This is a genomic window from Mycobacterium sp., assembly GCF_049683935.1.
Taxonomy (GTDB): domain Bacteria; phylum Actinomycetota; class Actinomycetes; order Mycobacteriales; family Mycobacteriaceae; genus Mycobacterium.
In genome coordinates this window covers 1-1,564 of record NZ_JBAUJR010000473.1, presented here as the reverse complement: position 1 = coordinate 1,564, position 1,564 = coordinate 1, and the positions used below count along the sequence as shown (strand labels likewise).

Below are 1,564 nucleotides of genomic sequence, written 5' to 3'. Positions count from 1 at the left end.
GAGTGGATCGGCGTTGCCCGCGCTCTGCGCATGCGACACCGCCTGCACCGCGGCGTCACGGGCGGTGCTCAGCGCGGTGGCCACCGCGACATCGCCCTGTGCCAGCTGGGCGCCCGCCTGACTGATGCCGTTCTGGATGTCGGCGATCACCGCGGGCAGGCCGGCCACCGCTCGGTTGATGTCGGTGGCGGCACTGTCCACGGCGTCGAGCAGGGTGCGGGCCTGCCCGAGCGAGGCCTCGGCGGCGTGGATGGCGTCGATCAGCCCGCCCTGCCGGCCGGCGGGCCGCGAGACCAGATCGCGTCCGGTGTCGATGTTCTGCTCGGCGAACGTCAGCCGCTGTCTGGCTTCCTCGATGTTGTCGGACACCGAAACCAGTGCGGTCTCGGCGAACTGGGAGTTGAGCCGGGCCAGCGTCTGCTCGGCCGGGGTCAGCCGGGCGGTCAGGTCGATCATCTGCTGGGTGAGCGTGTCCAGGCGGCTGGGAGCGTTGATCAGCAGGTCCCGCAACTGGGCGAAAGCCTCTCGCTGGGCTTCGAGTTCCCGGTCGGCTTTCGCGGCGGCGACGATCACGCGCGTCAACAGGTCGCGACGTTGTTGCGGGGTCTCCGGCACGGCGTCGTCGAGGATGTGCCGCACGTTGAGCGCTTGGGCCAGGGTGGTCTTGGCGTTGGTCACCGCGCGGGTGAACGCCGCGGTGTCGCGTTCCCCGAACTCCTCGACCGCCAGGGCCAGTTCGCTCTCGCTGGTGCGCACTTCGTTGTCGACCTCGACGACGATCTTCTTGGACAGCTCGTCGAGCGCGTCGATCGGCACCTGTGCCAGCGCGTTGGGGTCGGAGGGGTCGACCCGCTGCGCTGCGGCGAACTCGGCCTCCCGGCGCTTGCGGCGTCTCCTGCGCGACCACAGCCACAGCACGAACACCGCGACGGCCATGATCGCCATCACGATCGCGAAGGCGACCCACGAAACCCCTGAGCCCGAGCCCGATGCCTCGGTGCCCAGACCGTCGGCGGCGGCGACGGCGGCGCCGGCCAGGTCGTCGTCGCGCAGCGCCGGTTCGATCACGTCGCGTTGCAGGGCCTGGGTCCGGGAATCGGACATGATCGCCAGCGGCACCTGAAACGCGTAGGAGCGATCCACGGTAGCGACCGCGAGCAGGGCGTCGCGGTCGCCGAAGTCGCTGAGCTGCATCGTGCTTCGGGCCCAGCCGACGGCCCCCTGGTCGAACGTGTCGACGTAGACCACCCACAGCCGGATGCGCTCCTCGTCGTACAGCTGCGTGACGGCGGTCTCCACCTGCGCCCGCTCACTCGCGGACAGCGCGCCCGACTGGTCGGTGACGTAGTCCGGGATCCGGAACGGCGGCTCGGCGGCAACACCCGGGGCGCAGAGCAGTCCGGCGGTGAGGACGGCGAGCAACAGGGCGAACAGGCGGGCGGGACGCATGACCGCCAATCTAGTGCCGCGGGCCACCAGGGCAGCGATTACTCCGCGTTCGGCCTGGCAGACTGTCCGTCGGTGCCTACTGATCTCACCCCGCGTGATCCCTACAGCGAGTTCG

The 1,564-nt window shown here is 70.3% G+C and carries 1 protein-coding gene; it reads right to left on the bottom strand.

Going from position 1 to position 1,564, the window contains the following annotated elements; all coding sequences use genetic code 11:
• The coding region (locus WA965_RS26780; protein ID WP_526448226.1) for a TPM domain-containing protein at positions 1-1,449 on the bottom strand (1,449 nt) is incomplete at its 3' end.
• Positions 1,450-1,564: the final 115 nt, after the last annotated feature.